Annotated in this window: 15 protein-coding genes; 10 read left to right on the forward strand and 5 right to left on the reverse strand. The window is 52.1% G+C overall.

Going from position 1 to position 13,496, the window contains the following annotated elements; translation table 11 throughout:
* Positions 1 to 252 precede the first annotated feature (252 nt).
* Entirely contained in the window at positions 253 to 1,947 is a 1,695-nt protein-coding gene (locus A8990_RS23875; RefSeq protein ID WP_116191547.1) for a M3 family oligoendopeptidase, read from the forward strand.
* A gap of 106 nt (positions 1,948 to 2,053) precedes the next feature.
* Here A8990_RS23875 and A8990_RS23880 read toward each other — a convergent pair whose 3' ends face one another.
* Positions 2,054 to 2,968 carry a LysR family transcriptional regulator gene (locus tag A8990_RS23880; protein ID WP_116191548.1) on the reverse strand — a complete coding sequence of 305 codons (915 nt, stop codon included), beginning with the start codon at positions 2,966 to 2,968 and terminating at the stop codon, positions 2,054 to 2,056.
* Positions 2,969 to 3,077: 109 nt separating this feature from the next.
* On the opposite strand from A8990_RS23880, the gene aroC reads away from it, so the two are divergent.
* Together aroC and A8990_RS23890 are read left to right on the forward strand one after the other, a co-directional pair.
* Positions 3,078 to 4,133 carry a chorismate synthase gene (gene aroC / locus A8990_RS23885; RefSeq protein WP_116191549.1) on the forward strand — a complete coding sequence of 352 codons (1,056 nt, stop codon included), beginning with the start codon at positions 3,078 to 3,080 and terminating at the stop codon, positions 4,131 to 4,133.
* A gap of 82 nt (positions 4,134 to 4,215) precedes the next feature.
* Complete coding sequence (locus A8990_RS23890) at positions 4,216 to 4,983, forward strand: AAA family ATPase (protein WP_116191550.1); 768 nt, start codon at positions 4,216 to 4,218, stop codon at positions 4,981 to 4,983.
* Between the two features lie 95 nt (positions 4,984 to 5,078).
* Here A8990_RS23890 and A8990_RS23895 read toward each other — a convergent pair whose 3' ends face one another.
* From A8990_RS23895 to A8990_RS23910, 4 genes are all read right to left on the reverse strand, one after another.
* Entirely contained in the window at positions 5,079 to 5,489 is a 411-nt protein-coding gene (locus tag A8990_RS23895; RefSeq protein WP_116191551.1) for a hypothetical protein, read from the reverse strand.
* Positions 5,490 to 5,596: 107 nt separating this feature from the next.
* Positions 5,597 to 6,424, reverse strand: a complete 828-nt coding sequence (locus A8990_RS23900; RefSeq protein WP_116191552.1) for an ABC transporter permease — start codon at positions 6,422 to 6,424, stop codon at positions 5,597 to 5,599.
* Positions 6,421 to 7,206, reverse strand: coding sequence for an ABC transporter ATP-binding protein (locus A8990_RS23905; RefSeq protein WP_116191553.1), 786 nt, complete (start codon positions 7,204 to 7,206; stop codon positions 6,421 to 6,423). Before A8990_RS23905 ends, A8990_RS23900 begins: the two co-directional genes overlap by 4 nt.
* Positions 7,207 to 7,287: 81 nt before the next feature.
* Positions 7,288 to 8,292, reverse strand: coding sequence for an ABC transporter substrate-binding protein (locus A8990_RS23910; protein ID WP_116191554.1), 1,005 nt, complete (start codon positions 8,290 to 8,292; stop codon positions 7,288 to 7,290).
* Between the two features lie 193 nt (positions 8,293 to 8,485).
* On the opposite strand from A8990_RS23910, the gene A8990_RS23915 reads away from it, so the two are divergent.
* The 7 genes from A8990_RS23915 (at position 8,486) to A8990_RS23945 (ending at position 13,374) form a co-directional block, all read left to right on the forward strand.
* Positions 8,486 to 9,322: a phytanoyl-CoA dioxygenase family protein gene (locus tag A8990_RS23915; RefSeq protein WP_116191555.1), complete on the forward strand. Its 837-nt coding sequence runs from the start codon at positions 8,486 to 8,488 to the stop codon at positions 9,320 to 9,322.
* A gap of 112 nt (positions 9,323 to 9,434) precedes the next feature.
* Positions 9,435 to 9,791, forward strand: a complete 357-nt coding sequence (locus tag A8990_RS23920; RefSeq protein ID WP_116191556.1) for a hypothetical protein — start codon at positions 9,435 to 9,437, stop codon at positions 9,789 to 9,791.
* Between the two features lie 91 nt (positions 9,792 to 9,882).
* Positions 9,883 to 10,983, forward strand: coding sequence for an alanine racemase (locus A8990_RS23925; protein ID WP_116191557.1), 1,101 nt, complete (start codon positions 9,883 to 9,885; stop codon positions 10,981 to 10,983).
* Between the two features lie 151 nt (positions 10,984 to 11,134).
* Positions 11,135 to 11,620: a hypothetical protein gene (locus tag A8990_RS23930; RefSeq protein ID WP_116191558.1), complete on the forward strand. Its 486-nt coding sequence runs from the start codon at positions 11,135 to 11,137 to the stop codon at positions 11,618 to 11,620.
* A complete protein-coding gene (locus A8990_RS23935) occupies positions 11,607 to 12,131 on the forward strand; it encodes a hypothetical protein (protein WP_116191559.1) in 525 nt (174 codons plus the stop codon). The genes A8990_RS23930 and A8990_RS23935 overlap by 14 nt, the downstream gene beginning before the upstream one ends.
* A gap of 5 nt (positions 12,132 to 12,136) precedes the next feature.
* The gene (locus A8990_RS23940) at positions 12,137 to 12,919 is read left to right on the forward strand and encodes a hypothetical protein (protein ID WP_116191566.1); all 783 of its coding nucleotides are present in this window, start codon (positions 12,137 to 12,139) and stop codon (positions 12,917 to 12,919) included.
* Positions 12,913 to 13,374, forward strand: coding sequence for a hypothetical protein (locus A8990_RS23945; RefSeq protein WP_116191560.1), 462 nt, complete (start codon positions 12,913 to 12,915; stop codon positions 13,372 to 13,374). The genes A8990_RS23940 and A8990_RS23945 overlap by 7 nt, the downstream gene beginning before the upstream one ends.
* The last annotated feature ends 122 nt before the right edge of the window (positions 13,375 to 13,496 follow it).

The following is a 13,496-nucleotide window of genomic DNA, read 5'->3' on the forward strand; positions in this document are numbered from 1 at the left end:
AGCGATAAATCCAATACCTTTATTCTTTATTTCTTGAAATTGTTCGATCGAAAGGATTTGATGCATCTCGGTCACTCCATTATATCTCTGAGATGAGCTGGGCTATAAGTACCAGCCACCAGCAGTCCACACCCGCAGCTGAGCAGCCCTCCGAATAAACGGGGGGCTTCTTCACGAAATTGGTATGGTAGGCTATAATTGGATAGTCGTCGATTTTAATTTAAATTTTTCGCGAAAGGCAGGTATGTCGTCATGAAATTTAGCGAGTACCGGTACGAGCGCCCGGATGTGGCTGCGTTCGAGGCGAGCTTCAAAGCAGAGCTGGCGAAGTTCCAATCAGCCGCTAGTTACGAAGAGCAGGATCAAGCCATGGCTGCGATCAACAAGCTGCGCAGTGAGTTCGACACCCAGCAGCAGCTGGCGAGCATTCGTCACTCGATCGATACGAATGATGAGTTTTATAAAGCGGAGCAGGACTTCTTCGATGAGACAGGTCCGATCGTCCAGGAATACATAACCGATTACTACCGTGCGCTGGTCGAGTCGAAGTTCCGCTCGCAGCTTGAAGAGAAGTGGGGCAAGCAGCTGTTTGCGCTCGCGGAGCTTGCGCTGAAGACGTTCAGCCCTGAGATCATCGAGGATCTGCAGCTCGAGAACAAGCTGACAACGGAGTATGCCAAATTGATCGCATCGGCGAAAATCATGTTCGAAGGCGAGGAGCGCACGCTCTCGCAGCTCGGACCGTTCCAGCAATCCACGGATCGGGACATGCGCAAAAGAGCGTCGGAGGCGTCTTCGGGCTTCATGGCGGAGAACGAAGCGAGCTTCGACCGAATCTATGACGATCTCGTAAAAGTACGGACGAAGATCGCGAAGAAGCTAGGTTACGCAAGCTACGTGGAGCTTGGCTATGCGCGCATGAGCCGCACCGACTACAACGCGGAGATGGTTGCGAATTTCCGCAAGCAGGTGCTTGAATACATCGTGCCGGCAGCGACGAAGCTGAGGGAGCGCCAGCAGAACCGGATCGGCCTCGATCAGCTGCACTACTACGATGAGAATTTCAAATTCAAGAACGGCAATGCGAAGCCGAAGGGCAATCCGGATTGGATCGTAGCAGGCGGAGCGAAAATGTACGAGGAGCTGTCGCCAGAGACGGATACGTTCTTCCGCTTCATGCAGGATAACGGCTTAATGGATCTGGTAAGCAAGAAAGGCAAGCAAAGCGGAGGCTATTGCACGTATATTAGCGAGTACGGCGCACCGTTTATTTTCTCGAACTTCAACGGAACGTCCGGCGATATCGATGTGCTGACGCACGAAGCGGGCCATGCTTTCCAAGTGTATGAGAGCCGCAGCTTCGCGGTGCCGGAGTACAGCTTCCCGACTTACGAAGCATGCGAGATCCACTCGATGAGCATGGAGTTCTTCACCTGGCCGTGGATGAACCTCTTCTTCGAAGAGGACGCGGACAAATACCGGTTCGAGCACCTCGGCAGCGGCCTGCTGTTCATCCCTTACGGCGTCACTGTCGACGAATTCCAACACTTCGTCTACGAGAACCCGGATGCGACGCCGACTGAGCGGAAGCAAGCATGGCGCGAGATCGAGCGCAAGTACTTGCCTCATCGCGACTACGCAGACAATGAGTACTTAGAGAACGGCGGCTTCTGGCATAAGCAAGGCCATATCTTCAGCTCGCCATTCTATTACATTGATTACACGCTCGCGCAAATTTGCGCGTTCCAGTTCTGGAAGCAGATGCATGAGGACCGTACGTCAGCATGGGATGCTTACTTGAACCTTTGCCGTCAAGGCGGCAGCCTCTCGTTCACGGAGCTCGTGAAAGTGGCGGGATTGATCTCGCCATTCGAAGACGGCTGCGTCTCGTCGGTCATCGGCAGCATTGAGGGCTGGCTGGATAGCGTGGACGATACCGCGCTTTAATAGGAACAGTCTTAACAAGGATAACAAGCATACAAGCTTAACAACCACAACAACCAAACAAGCAGACTATCTTTTCCGCTGTGGAGGAGAGTGTCTGCTTGTTTTATTATTGCGCGTATTTAGCGGCTTCAAGCTGCTCGATAAACTTCGATGCTGCTGCTGACAAGGTTGAGTTCTTCTTCGTAGCGACTCCGATGGCTGCATCCGGTAGTGGTACTTGCGTGACTATCTCGTACAAGCTGCCTTCTTCAATGTACCGGCTGACTGCAGAGCGTGATACAAACGCCGCCCCATAGCCTCGCATCGCAAATTCGATTAAGAGATCCGTACTGTTCAACTCCATATCACTCGCGGGAGAGAACCCTTGTTCAGTGAACCAATGCTCCAATAGATTTCTAGTTGCGCTGTTCTGCGATAGCATTAGCAGCGGCAGCTTAATAAGCTCTGCGGTTGAGACGGGTACCAACGTGAACGGATTGAAAGCTTTGCTAACGACAAAGCAATTGCGGATATTCGTGAGCGGCTTGATTTCAATATCGGGATCATGAACCGGGAGATGGACGAAGGCGATCTCGAGCGTGCGAGCTTTCAGCTGGGTCACAAGTTCTTTGGTCCGCTCAGCTAGCAGCCTAACGCGAACTTCCGGATATTGCTGATGATAGTGATCGAGAACAGGAAGGACGGTTTCCTTCAGGATCGAACCGCTCGCGCCGATTCGGAGCAAGCCAGACTTGAATTGCTTTACAAGTTGCAGTTCATTTTCAACATGCTCGAGCTGCGAGAATGCCATTTCCACGGATTCCAGTAACAGCTGTCCCTCATAGGTTAGCTTCACGCCTTTCGAGAGGCGGTCGAACAAGATTACGCCAAGTGCTTCTTCCAGCTGCTTGATGGCATAACTGGCCGAAGGCTGCGTAATGTGCAGCTTCTGCGCGGCTTTCGTGACATTGCCGAATTGTGCGGCGTACATGAAGATGCGGTACCATTCCGTGTTGACTACTGCTGCGGATGCGGATGACATTGACATAGTTCCTCTCTATCACAAACTTCGAGTATTTCGATTTCTTTTATCACAAGTATATCTCTAAAATAGAACTAGCGATACATTAGGAAATTAGGGAGCGATTCATATGTCAGGAAATTCGTTTGGTGAGCGGTTTCGGATTACGACGTTCGGAGAATCACACGGGGAGGCTGTCGGTGTCATTATTGATGGGGTGACGCCGGGGCTTACCATTGATGAGGCATACATTCAAATTCAGATGGACCGCAGGAAGCCGGGGCAGTCGTCTGTCACTTCGCCGCGCAAGGAATATGATCATGTTCATATCGTATCCGGCATTTATGAGGGCAAGGCGACAGGCACGCCGATGACGATCGTGCTGTACAACAAAGATATGCGGCCGGAAGCGTACGACGATATTAAGCATAGCTTTAGACCGGGGCATGCGGACTTTACGTATTTGCAGAAATACGGACTGCGCGATCACCGGGGCAGCGGTCGTGCATCAGGCAGGGAGACGGCGGCGAGAGTGGCCGCAGGCGCGGTTGCGCGCAAGCTTCTCGAACAGTCGGGCATCTCGGTCGTGGCATACACGAAGGAAATCGGCGGCATCGCCAGCACAAGCTTCAATGAGCAAGAAATCGAACGAAATCCGGTAAGGGCTGCCGACCCGATTGCCGCTCCGAAGATGATTGAGAAGATCGAGCATCTCGCATCCATCGGCGATAGCTGCGGGGGCGTAGTGGAGTGCATCATTCGCGGCGTCGACCCAGGCATCGGTGAACCTGTCTTTGACAAGTTGGATGCGGAGCTGGCGAAGGCGATGATATCGATTGGCGCAGTGAAAGGGATTGAGTTCGGTGCGGGGTTCGAAGCGGCTCGAATGCAGGGGAGCGAGCATAACGATCCGATGAACGCAGATGGGTTTCTGAGCAATCATGCGGGGGGAATTATTGGGGGAATAAGCACGGGAGCAGACATTGTGTTCCGAGTGGCGGTCAAGCCGACTTCTTCGATCTCGAAACCGCAACAAACGATCAGGGAAAATGGGGAGGAGCAAGTCATCGTGACTCGCGGCAGACATGATCCGTGTATCTGTCCAAGAATCGTACCCGTGATCGAAGCGATGGCCTGCCTCGTTGTAGCGGATCAAATCAAGCGCCAAGCGGCATTGCACGCCTAATGATTTCCAATAAAATGCCAAGTGTGATAAGGTAATCGCAAAGCCTGCTAGTCCGAAATTGAGAAAAAAGGGGATGCTTGCGATGCCTTCTCGCATTTATGAGCAGGATACGTTTCTACGTTCCGTCGAGCTGGAGCGGGATCGCGTGCCTACTTTTGCCGAATATCCGTTTCATCTAGGCGCGATCAAGTATCTCGAGCGGTTGGAGTTACACCCGAAAGTGACCTATATCGTCGGCGAGAACGGGATGGGCAAGTCCACGTTGATGGAGGCAATCGCCGTTGCCTGGGGCTTCAATCCGGAGGGAGGAACGAAGAATTTCACGTTCTCGACGCGGGCTTCGCACTCGAAGTTGTTCGAGTATGTCCGGCTTGTGCGCGGATTGAAAAAGGCGAGGGACGGCTTCTTCTTCCGGGCGGAAAGCTATTACAACTTGGCGAGCAACATGGATGAGTTAGATGAGGAACCGGGACCGGGACCGCGAATTGTTGATTCCTATGGCGGTCGATCGCTGCATGAGCAATCGCATGGCGAATCGTTCTTCGCGACGTTCACGAACCGTTTTGGCGGCAACGGGTTATATATCTTGGACGAGCCGGAGGCGGCCTTGTCGCCGTTCCGGCAGATGGCGATGCTGTCGCAGATGCATGAGCTGATTCTGCAAAACTCGCAGTTCATTATCTCGACGCATTCTCCGATTCTGATGGCGTATCCGGACTCGATCATCTACTATTTGACGAGGGACGGCATTGAGACGAGAAGGTTGGAGGAGACGGATCATTTCGTCATCATGAAAGAGTTTCTGAACAACAAGGATCGGATGCTGCGCGAGTTGATGGAGGAAGAGTGAGGCTCACGGAATTCGCTAACGGACTCCAGTCGCGCTATTCACGCAATAAAATAAGCCGCCCCAATAGGGCAGCCCGCTGCATACGCGCATGATGCTTATACCTGTCGCTTCTTCCGCCGCGAGCTGGCTGTCACGTTCTTCCCAACGTTGCCGCCGCTCCTTCTCTCGGCAACATTTCCCGTACCTGTGCCGCTTCTTTTGTCCGCACTTCGGCTGCCTTTCGCATTGCCTTTGTCAATGCCTTTCGCATTGCCTTTGTCAATGCCTTTGTCAATGCCTTTCCCTTTGACAATGCCTTTGCATTTCCGCTTGCCGGTCGCAGTAGCGATCCCGTTATCGACACCGCTGTCGGCTTCGTTGCCCGTCCCCGCCGCGTCCGTATCCGTGCTCTGCTTGCTCGCATTCTCATTCAAGTCAGAAATATCTTCAATCTCTACCGCATCCCCGAATAGAATGATGCCTTCGTTCTTTACTATGACAACTTTCCCGATCCAGCAGAATGGCACGGCGCTCAGCGTCCTTCTTCAAGAGTCTTCAACACTCGCATATGCTATCCATATGCTCGTACTCTTGCAGAAGTATTGGCGTATCTAGCGGGTACAGGCGCCTTTTTTCATCGCTTCTTCACGATTCTCGACTCAATCGCCGCGACGATCTGATACATAATAGTGGCAACAGCCGCTATAATGAACAGGCTGCTGATGACCAGCGTGAAGTTGAACACTTGGAACCCATAGATAATCAAGTAGCCGAGTCCTTCTTTCGCCACGAGAAACTCCCCGACGATAACCCCGACCCAAGCGAGGCCAACGTTTACTTTCAGTGTTGAGATAATTGCAGGGAAGGAGGCCGGGAGGATCACTTTCAAGAACGACTGCGTTCTCGTCGCACCGAAGATCCGTACGACCTTCACATAGTTCGGGTCGACTTCCTTGAAGGCGGTGTAGATGACCAGCGTCGTAATGATGACCGTAATCGAGAGGATGGTTGCGATAATCGAGAGAATGCCTGAGCCCAGCGCCACGATGAACAAGGGGCCAAGCGCTACCTTCGGAAGCGAGTTGAGAACGACGAGATACGGATCGAGCACTCTCGCGAGAAAAGGACTCCACCAGATGAGCGTTGCGAGAATGAGTCCGCTTAATGTCCCAAGCACAAACCCGGCAATCGTCTCCGCCACCGTAACTCCGATGTGGGGGAAGAGCGATCCATCGATGGCTTTGTCATACAGCAGCTTGAGGATTTTGCTCGGATAACTGAATAAGAAGACATCAATCCATTTGAGCCTGCCGGCAACTTCCCACAGGCCAAGAAAGACCACTAGCAGCAGGATACGTGTAATAAGTACGTAGAGCTTCTCTTTGTTCCGAGCTTTGTTATAGGCTTGATAGAGATGTGCGGGGTCGACTTTGCCGCGCTGCGGCTGTTCTTGGGTTTTCATAGCGGCTGTTTGCTCCTCTCCATCTGTACGAAGGCTTGCCAAACCTGGCGAAAATACGGCTGGAAACCATCCTGCTCGCGCGCATCTGTCGGCAGAAGCTCGGCTAAGCTTGCAGGAATATCCACTTCCTGATACACAGTTCCCGGATTCGGCGCCAAAATAATGACTCTGTTGCTCATCGCGATAGCTTCCGCGATATCGTGCGTCACAAGAAGCGCTGTTTTGCGGTGCTTCCGCAATGTTTCGTAAATTAAGTTCTCGAGCTGAAGCTTCGTCTGGAAATCCAGCGCGGAGAACGGTTCATCCAGAAACAGGATATCCGGCTCCGTCGCAAGTGTCCGTACGAGTGCAACACGCTGGCGCATCCCGCCTGACAGCTCGCTCGGATAACTCCCCGCATGAGCGCTTAGGCCCATCTCATCTAGCAGTTGAAGCGCATATTCGCGCTTTATTGGCGTTAGCTGCCCCATGACCTCGAGCCCAATCAAGATATTGTCGCGAATCGTCCGCCAAGGAAACAGGTAGTCTTGCTGCAGCATATACCCTACACGCGGCGTCGGTCCTGCAACTGGCTGTCCGAACAGCCGCACGGTGCCTTCCGATGGTTCTATCAGTCCGGCGATAATGGACAGCAGCGTCGTCTTGCCGCACCCGCTTGGACCGACGAGAGCGACGAATTCCCCGGCCTCCACGTTCAGCTGGATTTGCCCGAGCGCGAGCTTAGCTCCATGCTCATTCACATAGACATGCGATACGTTATGGACTTCTACAGCATTTGCCACGGCTATCACTCCTTATGAACGAGGAAAGAAGCCGCGCTTTGCTTTCGGGCTCGCGGCTTGGAACATCCTCGTGTGGCTTGATTATTTAACTTCCTTGATGGCTTTCTCTGCATAAGAATTATCGACCAGCTTGTTGAAATCGGCTGCTTCTTTAAGCTCGCCGGCTTGCATCATAATGTCTTGCAGGTTTGCCCATTCCGTGCTGTCGATGATTGGATCGGTAGCGAAGGAGCCTTGATCCTTGTAGCGCTTCACAACGCCGCGAATGAGTTCAATATCGGTATCCGGGAAGAACGGAGCGACGGCATCGGCGATTTCATTCACGCTGTGCTCTTGCACCCACAGCTGACCTCTGTACACCGCATTTGTGAATTTTTGAACGGTGTCTGCATTTTTCTTCATGTAGGTGCTCTTCGTCATATAAGCTGTATAAGGAAGGTGTCCGCTCTCCGTGCCGAAGGAAGCGACTACATATCCTTTGCCTTGCTGCTCCAGCATCGTGGCAGACGGCTCAAACAATTGCACGAACTGCTCGTCGCCGGAAGTGAAGGCCGGAACGATGTTCGCGAACTCCACGTTCTGGATAAGTTCCAGATCGTTATGCGGATCGATGCCGTGCTTCTTAAGCACGAATTCTCCCGCCATTTGCGGCATGCCGCCTTTGCGCTGGCCGAGGAACTTGGAGCCCTTCAGCATGTTCCAATCGAAGTTGTCGATCGGCGCGCGCGAGATGAGGAACGTTCCGTCCGTCTGTGTCAGTTGGGCGAAATTGATGATCGGGTCATCGGAGCCTTGCACCGAGACATATACCGACGTCTCCGAGCCGACAAGCGCAACATCGATGTTGCCGCTGAGCAGCGCGGACATCGTTTTGTCTCCGCCAGGTGTCGTCGTCAGCTCGACATCAAGCCCTTCATCTTTAAAGAATCCATTCGTAATGGCCACATATTGCGGCGCGTAGAAGATCGACCGAGTCACTTCGCCGATGCGAACCTTGGTCGCCTCCGATTTTTTTCCGCTGCAGCCTGCAAGCAATAACGTGAGCGTTACGACAATTGCAGTCAGCACGATGAATGCCTTTTTCAAACTGATCCCTCCAGCAAATCTATAAATGTAGTTTCATGCTATGCATGCGCCTAGAAATGGTGAACGGTGTGCGGTTACAAACTTGGAAAAAAGTGTGAATTAATACTCGTAAGCGCAGCCAAAACGATTTATGATAGAGAAGTACAAACTCTAAGTCCGTCACTCCCAAACCAATTGGCAGGAGGAATCGAAGTTGAATCCATCGTGTTTGAACTACGCACTCACCGCTGAGGAACGAAAGACCTTTGAAGAAACAGGTTATCTCATTATTGAAGACGCGCTTTCACCGGAACAGATTGCACAGCTGACCGCGGAGTTTGACCGCATCCATGAGCGTAAGCTTAGCGAAGGGCATAACCCGAAGACGGCATTATTCTATCCGAACTTCATCCCCGATCATGAATCGTTCTTATCGCTCGTTGATTATGAGAAGGTGCTTCCGAAGGTATGGGGCATTCTTGGCTGGAATATCTATTTGTACCATGCGCATATGATTGCAACGCCGCCTTCCGGTAATTCGAAAAATGACGGCACGTTCGGTTGGCATCAAGACAGCGGCAGGGTGAACTGGGAGATCGAATCGCATCCCCGCCCAAGATTGTCCCTCAAAGTGGCGTATTTCTTATCCGATGTCTCCGAGCCGGATCGCGGTAATTTCTGGGTCGTACCTGGCAGCCATCTTCGTGATAACATCGACATCCCGGTCGATCGCCACGGACAGCCCGAAGGCGCGATTCCGGTATGCGTGAAGCCTGGCTCAGCCGTATTCTTCGACCGCAGGCTATGGCATGCGGGCTCGCCGAACTGGTCGGCGGAGCTGACGCGCAAGGTGCTGTTCTACGGCTACGGGTATCGCTGGCTCCGCACGAAGGACGACATGACCGTCTCGCATCTGTGGGAGCAGAGCGATCCGATCCGCCGTCAGCTGCTTGGCGCCGGGGTGAATTGCAACGGCTACTACTCGCCGACTGACGAGGATGTGCCGCTGCGGACGTGGCTGAAGGAACATCAGCCGGAGCTTGTTTCGTAACAGGGAATAGGTCGATAGTGGTGGTTCGAGAACGATGGAACCGCAACTTTTTCACCAAAAGCTCGTCTTCACATCCAAGAGAAAGAGAATAGAAGTCGTGGAGAGCATGAGCATGAATAAAATCGTTTTCGGAGCAGCTGCCATTTGTATGATGCTGCTGTCAGCTTGCGGTGACGAAGAACCACCACCTGCTCAGCAGGCGGCCGTGTTCAGCGCAGAGCAGAATCAGAGCGCTTCTTTCCAACAGGAAGTCGTTCCAGTATTGGAGGAGCTCGTAGCGAAGTATTACAAGGAAGATGAAGCGAAGTTCAACGCACAGACGGATCTGTATTTCGACGAGCATGATCCGATGAATCCGCTGCTCGTCTTCCTCGTGCATAAAGAAGAATCGAAGGGATTTCGAGCTTTTCGCAAGGAGATCCACCAGAGACTTGGACATCGGGTCGTGTTTAAACAAGCACCAAATTGATGCATGAGTGGATTACTTTGATTTGATATAAGTTACAGCTGAACGCCCTGCTGCTCCATAGAGATCGAAGAAAGGTTCAGGTGACCTTCCGATGAACAAGCGCGACCTCGATACGCCGCATGTGCTTATCGATCTTGATGCAGTAGAACGCAACATTGCGAGAATGCAGGACATTGCGGACCGCGCAGAAGTATCGCTGCGACCGCACGCGAAGACGCATAAGCTGCCGGTGCTCGCGCATAAGCAGATTGAAGCAGGCGCCGTCGGCGTGACCGTTGCGAAGCTGGGCGAAGCAGAAGTAATGGCGGCAGGCGGTGTCCGCGACATTCTGATCGCGTACCCGATTGTCGGGGAGCAGAAGCTTGAGCGGCTGATTCGCCTCGCCAAGCATGTCGATATCACCGTCGCGGTGGACGGCTACGAAGTCGCGGAGGCGATCTCGGATGCGGCGCTCGAAGCGAACATGACGATCGGCGTTCTCGTCGAGTTCGACTGCGGATTTCGCCGCGTCGGGCTTGAAGCGGGCGAGCCGGTGCTGGAGCTCGCGATGCGGCTCGTTCAGCTGCCGGGCATCGAGATCAAGGGCATCATGACGTTCGGCGGGCAAGCGTACCAAGCTGCCGACGAGTCAGAGCTGCGCCGCCTTGGGCGAGAGGAAGGTCAGGCAGCTGCCGATACAGCGCAGCAGCTCATTGAACAGGGCATCGCAGCGGATATCGTGAGCGCAGGCTCGTCACCAGGCTCGCCATATACGGCGAATGTGCAGGGCGTGACCGAGATCCGGCCGGGTACTTATATTTTCGGCGACTTGATGCAGGTTGCGCTTGGGGCTCAGTCGCTTGAGGACTGTGCTTTAACGGTGAAGGTGACGGTTGTGAGCAGACCGGAACCGGGGCGCGCTGTCATCGATGCGGGGACGAAGATATTTACTTCGGACGGTGCAGCCTCACCGATCGGAACCGGCAAGGGTTACGTCGTCGGTCATCCCGGTATTAATCTCGCCTGGATGTCGGAGGAACATGGTATGCTGGAGCTGGATGAGAGCGAGCAGTCGCTCGCGATTGGCGACACGCTCGAGATCATCCCTGTTCACTGCTGCGCTGTCATGAACATGGTAGACGAAGTGGCCGCTATTCGCGGGGAAGAGGTTGAAGCGCTCTGGGAAGTGCAGGGCCGAGGGAAGTCGAGATAGTTGTATTGTATGGAAGCCCGCGTATCATACGCGGGCTTTTTCGTATTTTTGCGGCAAGTTTTAAATGCTACGGATAATGGGAATAGCTGTATAAGCTATATTTCCCCAGACGGAAGAGTCGAAAGAGCAAGTAATCAAAGGAGCAGCAACCATGGCGGTTAGTGCGTTATATGCAGCTTTCATCTTAATTTTAATTGGGTTCTTTACAGTGAAGAAACGGTTACATTTGTTCGAGATTATTTTCACATGGCTTGTTGTTGCGCTGGTGCATGATGCTTATTTCATGTACATCTCCCTTAATTTAAAGCTCGCGATCCCATCGCTAATATTGCCAAACGTGTTCATCCGCGTTTTCTATCAGCAGATTATTACGCCAGTCATCGTCGTATGGGGGCTTGACGGAATCCTCCGAGTGCGAGGATTTCTGCTTAAGCTAGTCCTGTTTGTAGTCCCATGCGCTGCGCTGTTTGGGTTCAAATATGTGTTTTACTATTACCAAATTGTCGAATCCGCTCATGGCTGGCATTTTTTATATGCTTCAATCGAAGGGGCCATATTAGTGCTCTTTACGCTCATCTGCCTCTATTTGTACCGAATCGTGCTCAGAAAGGACGGGCTGCTTCATGAAACTCCTTGAAGAGTTAGTGAGTCGCAATGATCTCTTCCTTATCGCCTGTCTAATCGTGACCTATATTTTCGCTTGGAAGAAGCCGCGGCCTTTTCCATTATCCATCATCATTCTCATGATGCTGTTTAGTCTCGACCTTGCCAAGGGATTGGATAATACAATCGGCCTTGAGCCTTTTAGCTTTTACAACACGAACGTCAGTCCGAAATTCGATGTCGCAGACGCGCTCACTTGGCTGCTGTACCCCATGGTTGGTTATATGTTTACCTATTATTTCAGTCGGTTTCGCATTCATGGAACGATGATCATGATCTACATTCTGGTGTGCTCCTGCCTTGCAATCGTCTTTGAAGTCATATGCGTCTACTTCGACGTGTTCACCTATCTCAAGTGGAAGCTGTACTATTCCTTCTGTGTCTATCTAACCGTCCAAACGATGTATGTGCTGATGTTTACGAATCTGAAGCGCCATCTTGTCAAAGTGAAACTGGATGAGAAAAGGAGACGGATGCAGGTTTGAGCAAAATGAATCCATTCAGACCTGTGCGGAGACAGCAAGCGCTGCTAAGTTTCGACGGGTTAACGTTTCAACGTTGGCAGGATCCGCGGATTATCGTCTGGTGGTCCATCTCGTTTCCTGGCTTTGGCCATTTCTTGCTCCATCAGTTTATTCGCGGCTTTATCCTCTCCGCATGGGAGGTTGGCATTAATACGGCTGCGCACATCAATGAAGCGATGGTGTATTCGTTATCCGGCAGGTTCGAGCTTGCAGCTTCCGTGCTGGAGAAGAAATGGGTATTTGCATACGCGATCGTATACCTATTCGCCATTTGGGACAGCTATGTCAAAGCGGTAGATGCCAACAAACAGTATCATCTCGCCAAGCTGGAAGGTGCAAAATTCGCTTCGAGCGTGATGAAGCCGTTGTACATAACGGCCCTAGGACAGAAGAGGCCTGTAGCGGCAATGCTTTGCTCGATGTTCTTTCCAGGACTTGGGCAGCTGTACAATAACCGAATCTGCCTCGGGTTCTACGGCGTATTCTGGTGGTTTGTCTACTTGACGATGTCTCATTCCCATGAATCCGTGCTGCTGCTCATATTGGGGCGGATCTCAGAGGCGAAGGAGGTCTTGAATCCTCAGTGGCTGCTGTTCATGCCATCTGTTATTGGCGGTGCGATGTACGATGCCTATATGACAGCAGGGGATCATAACCGGTTATTTCGCTTAGAGCAGAAGCAATTTCTTGAAGAAAGGTACCCGCAGTTTCCACTTCGCCTAATCGGAGGAGGGAGGGAACCATGTTGATCATCTGTACCTTTGAACACTCCATTGAAGTCGAACAGGCATTAGCCGTATTGGAAGATATCGGAGTGGGTCGAGAGACAATCATGACCGTCATGATGGATAATCACGATGAGCGGATCGACAAAACATCAACGAACCATCCGAACAAAATCACGCTCGCCTTCGAAGCAGGAATGGCAAGCGGTACCGCACTATCTGTCGTTGGGATTAGTGCTGGGTTCGTCCTCGCCTTAGGCCCGATTATATGGGGGATTATCTCGGCGACGGTCGGATTTGTGATTGGATATGGCGTAACGCGGGTGCTGCAGAAAAAGTACTTCAAAAGCGTGATGCGGTTTAAGGAACGCCTGCCGGAGCTTGCTGTCATAATCGAGTGTCAGGATAGCCATTTCCGTGACGTGCAGCGTATCCTGTGGGAATATCGGGCGTTATCTGTTGGGACAATTAAACAATGAGCATACAAACAAGAAGGCACTCCATCGGCGGCAATGTCATTAAGTTAACTCAATGACATTGACCGAGAATAGAAATGGAATCCAAAATGGCATGAGGGAAACCCCTGTGCCGTTTGTTTTTT

The sequence above is a fragment of the Paenibacillus taihuensis genome (assembly GCF_003386535.1).
Classification (GTDB): Bacteria; Bacillota; Bacilli; order Paenibacillales; family Paenibacillaceae; genus Paenibacillus_Z; species Paenibacillus_Z taihuensis.

Bases quoted from the DNA above. Each gene is read 5' to 3' on its own strand.
- A8990_RS23875 (WP_116191547.1), top strand. From the start codon at position 253: ATGAAATTTAGCGAGTACCGGTACGAGCGCCCGGATGTGGCTGCGTTC.
- A8990_RS23880 (WP_116191548.1), bottom strand. From the start codon at position 2,968: ATGTCATCCGCATCCGCAGCAGTAGTCAACACGGAATGGTACCGCATC.
- aroC (WP_116191549.1), top strand. From the start codon at position 3,078: ATGTCAGGAAATTCGTTTGGTGAGCGGTTTCGGATTACGACGTTCGGA.
- A8990_RS23890 (WP_116191550.1), top strand. From the start codon at position 4,216: ATGCCTTCTCGCATTTATGAGCAGGATACGTTTCTACGTTCCGTCGAG.
- A8990_RS23900 (WP_116191552.1), bottom strand. From the start codon at position 6,424: ATGAAAACCCAAGAACAGCCGCAGCGCGGCAAAGTCGACCCCGCACAT.
- A8990_RS23920 (WP_116191556.1), top strand. From the start codon at position 9,435: ATGAATAAAATCGTTTTCGGAGCAGCTGCCATTTGTATGATGCTGCTG.
- A8990_RS23925 (WP_116191557.1), top strand. From the start codon at position 9,883: ATGAACAAGCGCGACCTCGATACGCCGCATGTGCTTATCGATCTTGAT.
- A8990_RS23930 (WP_116191558.1), top strand. From the start codon at position 11,135: ATGGCGGTTAGTGCGTTATATGCAGCTTTCATCTTAATTTTAATTGGG.
- A8990_RS23935 (WP_116191559.1), top strand. From the start codon at position 11,607: ATGAAACTCCTTGAAGAGTTAGTGAGTCGCAATGATCTCTTCCTTATC.
- A8990_RS23940 (WP_116191566.1), top strand. From the start codon at position 12,137: ATGAATCCATTCAGACCTGTGCGGAGACAGCAAGCGCTGCTAAGTTTC.
- A8990_RS23945 (WP_116191560.1), top strand. From the start codon at position 12,913: ATGTTGATCATCTGTACCTTTGAACACTCCATTGAAGTCGAACAGGCA.